This is a genomic window from Nostoc sp. NMS4, from assembly GCF_017115095.1.
In the GTDB taxonomy this organism is placed as follows: Bacteria; Cyanobacteriota; Cyanobacteriia; order Cyanobacteriales; family Nostocaceae; genus Nostoc.
Genome location: NZ_JABXKI010000399.1, coordinates 1 through 4,780, shown reverse-complemented (window position 1 = coordinate 4,780; position 4,780 = coordinate 1). Strand labels below are relative to the sequence as shown.

At 40.9% G+C, this 4,780-nt stretch carries 4 protein-coding genes; 2 read left to right on the top strand and 2 right to left on the bottom strand.

Annotated elements, in window-relative coordinates:
• Positions 1 to 226 precede the first annotated feature (226 nt).
• Together HWQ37_RS32670 and HWQ37_RS32665 are read left to right on the top strand one after the other, a co-directional pair.
• Positions 227 to 1,363, top strand: coding sequence for a cob(I)yrinic acid a,c-diamide adenosyltransferase (locus HWQ37_RS32670; protein WP_292755276.1), 1,137 nt, complete (start codon positions 227 to 229; stop codon positions 1,361 to 1,363).
• A 300-nt stretch (positions 1,364 to 1,663) separates the two neighbouring features.
• Positions 1,664 to 2,107, top strand: a complete 444-nt coding sequence (locus HWQ37_RS32665; RefSeq protein WP_292755274.1) for a DUF29 domain-containing protein — start codon at positions 1,664 to 1,666, stop codon at positions 2,105 to 2,107.
• A 271-nt stretch (positions 2,108 to 2,378) separates the two neighbouring features.
• Here HWQ37_RS32665 and HWQ37_RS32660 read toward each other — a convergent pair whose 3' ends face one another.
• Positions 2,379 to 3,344: a diguanylate cyclase gene (locus tag HWQ37_RS32660; protein ID WP_292755272.1), complete on the bottom strand. Its 966-nt coding sequence runs from the start codon at positions 3,342 to 3,344 to the stop codon at positions 2,379 to 2,381.
• A partial coding sequence (locus tag HWQ37_RS32655) for a response regulator (RefSeq protein ID WP_292755270.1) occupies positions 3,337 to 4,780 on the bottom strand: 1,444 nt, incomplete at its 5' end. The genes HWQ37_RS32660 and HWQ37_RS32655, both read right to left, overlap by 8 nt.

Genomic DNA, 4,780 nt, shown 5'->3' with positions numbered 1-4,780 from the left:
GGTAAGGGTTAACTGTAGTGAGTATAACTGGGATAGTAAGGGTGATGGGGGAAATTATCCCATTGTTCTTGTCCTTTACTATGCGGGTGTGCCAGTATTCCTCTATTGAATTGTTAATAGATCGAACTGACCCTTGTACAGAGGCGTTAGAGGCGCAGTTTCTCTATCTGAGAGTACAAGACGTTAGGTAAGATTAAAGACTGCCATAGTTATAGCTTTTCAAGAGATGACAAGGAACGGTATTGGTATTCGCACGGCGCAAGTGCGTCAAGAACGGCTGATTGGTCAAATTCACGTCTACGATGGCGTAGGTAAAGGTAAGTCCCAAGCGGCTTTGGGGGTGGTTTTGCGCTCCATTGGCTTGGGAATAAATACGCCTAGCAATTCTAATCGCGTTTTGCTGCTGCGGTTTTTAAAAGGGCCGGAACGCGATTATGACGAAGATGGCGCGATCGCAGCTTTGCAGCGCGGATTTCCCCATTTAATCGATCAGGTTCGCACCGGGAGAGCAGAATTTTTTGGCCACGACGAAATTACTACCTTTGACCGAGATGAAGCAATGCGGGGTTGGGATGTCGCCAAAGGTGCGATCGCTAGTGGTTTATATTCAGTTGTCGTCTTGGATGAAATTAACCCAGTTTTGGATTTAGGTTTGCTACCAGTGGATGAAGTGGTACGGACATTAAAATCCAAACCTCAAGAGTTGGAAATCATCGCCACCGGACGCGCCGCACCCCAAAAGTTGCTCGATATTGCAGATTTGCACTCAGAAATGAAACCTCATCACCACCCAACAGCCAAAGCCCTCTTCCTGGAAGGCATTGAGATTTATACTGGTGCTGGTAAAGGTAAGTCTACTAGTGCTTTGGGCAAAGCCTTACAGGCCATTGGGAGGGGAATTAATCATCCAGGTTCTACCCGTGTATTAATTATGCAGTGGCTCAAAGGTGGTAGTGGCTACACAGAAGACGCAGCGATCGCCGCTTTGCAGCAGTCATATCCAGAAGTGGTAGATCATCAACGTTGTGGTGGAGATGCGATCGTCTGGCGAAATTCCCGACAAGAATTAGATTATGTCGAAGCCGAACGAGGTTGGGAAATTGCAAAAGTTGCGATCGCTTCTGGATTGTATAAAACTATTATTCTCGATGAACTCAATCCCACCGTTGACTTAGAGTTACTCCCCGTTGAACCCATTGTCCAAGCTTTACTCCGCAAACCCCGCGATACTGAAATTATTATCACTGGTCGTTGTCAAAATCCACCAGCCTACTTCGATTTGGCTAGCGTTCACTCAGAGGTTTATTGTCACAAACACTATGCTAACCAAGGTGTAGAACTGAAAAGAGGCGTAGATTTTTAAGCTTTGCTGATTAAGAGTATAACTCTGACTCAATATAAATTAAAGTTTGTAGTGAGTTAGCGCGGTCTTGGGGGTTTCCCCCATGAGCGACTAACGAACCCGAAGGGTCAGGACTTTAGTCCTGAGAATCCTTGCTCTGAGCGATAAATCGCTCACTACAAACTAAGAGTTTATTTTATATTTAATTATCTCTACCTACTTAGTTTCAAACACCCTCTCTATATTTATTTTGGTGGGTTGGATCTATAAATTTATAATCGTATATGATTAAATTATGGAATGTAGGTAGAAGGTAAAAATATGACAATTACTACCAACTTAAAACAACTCTATGAAACCGATGAAAATTTATGGTTAGAAGAAACTATTGAATTATTAAAAGAAAAACAGTTTAAGAAACTTGACTTAGAAAATTTAATTGACGAATTAATCAGTTTGGGGAAAAGAGATTTAGCTAAAGCAAAAAGTCTTTTAAGGCAAATTATTATTCATATACTATTACTCCAATATTGGCAGGTAGAATATGAAAGAAACTATCGTCATTGGATTGGAGAACTTAAAACCTTTAGATATGACTTAAATAATCATTTAACGACGAATTTAACAAACAAGTTACAGGATGATTTAGAGAATATTTATCAAAGTGCGGTTGATTTTGTAAAAATAAAAACCGATTTAACTATTTTTCTAGAAAAGTGTCCTTATACTCTTGTTCAATTATTAGATGAAAATTATTTACCTTAAATATATCGATCTTATCTGAATTATTGTGAATGTGAAATGAAAGCAGTACCGAGAGGCAATGTCTACCCTGTTTCTCCAGTGTTTTCAGCATTATTATCAGCATCGCTTGTTTTTTCTTTGACCTCGCAAGATTGCATTGCTTTGTTGGTTTGATCTTAAGAATTCAGGAGTCAGAATAGTTGAAGAATCATCAGAACATTTTATGAATAAATATACTAATTATTTTAGATTCCTTATAAATTCTGACTCCTGACTCCTGGGTGCTGAATTCTTACGTTTGATCTACGAGGCGTTTAGCGCGTTTCTGCTCATACATTAGCCTGTCAGCCTCTTCTATCAATTGTTCTAGTGAAACGTTTTGATTTAAAGCGCATTGTGTCACACCAACACTGACAGATAGTTGATACGAGTAATTATGCTCTTGATTATAGCGATCAATATTTGCTTGCAATCGAAGATAAAATTCATCTGTATTCCTGGACTCGACAGAAACTAAGATTACAAACTCATCTCCCCCTATACGGGCAATAATATCCGAATCACGGAAGGTTTGCTTTAGTAATTGGGCTGTGTCAACGAGCATTCTGTCTCCTATTTTATGCCCTAGAGAGTCATTAATCTGCTTTAAACCATCTACATCAACAAACAAAACACAGCAGAACATTTGTGTGCGTTGGGCAATTTTGAATTGCTGATTTCCCAACAAAAAGAAACCACGTCGATTATGTAGTCCTGTCAACTCATCAGTTAGGGATAGCTGTATTACCTCTGCTTCAGCCTTCAGGCGTTTCTGAATTTCATGCTCTAGACGTTGATTTTGTTCAACAAGTTGTTGGTATTGCTGTTTGATGAGTAGTTGGTTTTTGACTCGCATTAGCACTTCAAGTTCTTCAAAAGGCTTGGTGATATAGTCTTGTCCACCCACTTCAAATCCCTGCACTTTATCATTTATTTGATCAAGGATACTAATAAAAATAATGGGAATTTGCTCTGTTATTTTTGATGATCTCAACTCTTGACAAACCTCAAAGCCATTCATTTCAGGCATAAATATGTCAAGCAGAATTAAATCTGGTGGATGTCGATAAGCAGCTTGTAATGCCATTCTCCCATTCAGAGATTTACGGATAATATAACCCTGGGATTCTAATATTTTGATTAACAACCGTAGATTGTCGGGGGTATCGTCCACGATGAGGATATTAGTTTCCGAAGGGGATTTAATAAAATTAGCCATAGTCTTTTTCGTGAGTTTGGCTTAGAGTTGCGATCGCCTCCAACTGAAAGTTATCGACTAGATATTTTAGAGCATTGGCAAGAACTTGCTCTTCATTAGGGATTTGAGCAATGAGGTTGTAGAGTTCGGTATCGTTGAGATCCAGAGTTGCTTGATGCACCTGAATAATCCACTCTGGCGACATTACTTGTAAATCTTGGGCGGTTAGGGATTTTTGAGATAAAGCTTGGTGATCTAACCTCGGTACAGCTTCTTCGCGGTAGCGGTAGCGGACTCCCAAGTAGTGTGCGATTTTATCAAATAGGACACTTTCTAGAAATGGTTTGGTGATGTGGTCGTTGCAGCCTACCTGAGTGCTGGTGGTGTAGTCTTCCTCAAAGGCATGGGCTGTCAGCGCAATAATTACCACATCTTTACCTTTCTTACTTCCTCGAATTTGCCGGGTAGTTTCGTAGCCATCCATCACGGGCATTTGAATGTCCATTAAAATCAGGTGGGGATGCCATTCTGACCACAGAGCGATCGCTTCTCTTCCGTTCTCGGTTGCATAGACCTCAAAGCCAACTGATTCCAATAGCCTGACGAGCAACTGGCGATTTTCTCTCAAGTCTTCCGCCACCAGAATCCGATAATTGGGCTGTCCCGGTTCTAGACCGATAACAGTGCAAGTCGTTTCCGACGCGATGATATCTACTGAGTTTACCAGACTCAGTAAAATCTCACAAATGAAGATTGACTCCTGATTCAGGATACTTCGCACTGTAATATCACCACCCATTAAACGGGCAAACTGACGGCTAATTGATAAGCCTAAGCCTGTACCTTGAGCATGGCGACCTAGTTCTGTTTGCGTGAAGGGTTTAAACACAGTCTCGATATCAGACTGAGCGATACCACATCCAGTGTCTTCAACTTCCAGGTGAAGGGTGATGATTGGTTGGGAATTATGTGTAGAAATTGAATCAAGTGAGTTGATGCTGCCCACTGTCGTAGTCAAAGCTTCTAATCGCAGAGTGACACTGCCTTTTGTCGTAAATTTGATCGCATTGCTTAATAGGTTTAGCAGAATTTGGAGCAGTTTTGACTCGTCACCATATACATAGCGAGGAACACTAGGATGCTGCTCTATGATCAGATCAATTCCTTTCTCTAAAGCTTTGAGGCCAACCATATCCCTAATAGAATAGATTAGGTGATGAAAATCAAAACAGCTTTCCGTTAACTGCAACTGACCTGCTTCAATTTTGGACATTTCCAGCACATCGTTGATCAAAGTTAGCAAGTGTTTTCCACTACGGCTGATGATGCCTAAATCCTCTTGAAACTCAGAGGGAATCTTCTCATTGCGATTCATCAACTGAGTAAATCCCAAAATGGCATTGAGGGGAGTCCGCAGTTCGTGGCTCATTTTAGCGAGGAACTGGCTTTTGGCGCGG